The organism is Cytobacillus firmus, assembly GCF_023715565.1.
In the GTDB taxonomy this organism is placed as follows: Bacteria; Bacillota; Bacilli; order Bacillales; family Cytobacillaceae; genus Cytobacillus; species Cytobacillus firmus_C.
The window spans coordinates 1-255 of record NZ_JAMBOJ010000191.1 but is presented as its reverse complement, the minus strand read 5'-3'; the positions used below and the strand labels follow the sequence as shown (position 1 = coordinate 255).

The window sequence follows — 255 nt, the reverse complement described above, 5'->3', positions numbered from 1 at the left end:
GAAGCATATCGGTGTTAGTACCGTCCTTCATCGGCTCCTAGTGCCAAGGCATTCACCGTGCGCCCTTTCTAACTTAACCTACTTCGGCCAATGATAAGCGGCGAATCTCTGCGTCAGCTCCGTCACTATGCTCCTCACGTACTCTCGTACGCTCCGGTGCTCGTTCAGTCGCTTCCTTGATCTTCTTGCTTCTCATTGCCCTCAGGTTTGTGCTCTTACTTCGTTTTAAAACAAAAATAAGAGAAAAACTAAGAT

Annotated in this window: 1 protein-coding gene; it reads right to left on the bottom strand. The window is 47.8% G+C overall.

Going from position 1 to position 255, the window contains the following annotated elements:
- Positions 1–73 precede the first annotated feature (73 nt).
- Positions 74–255 (bottom strand): hypothetical protein (locus M3205_RS25450; RefSeq protein ID WP_251172380.1); only part of this gene is annotated, 182 nt, incomplete at its 5' end.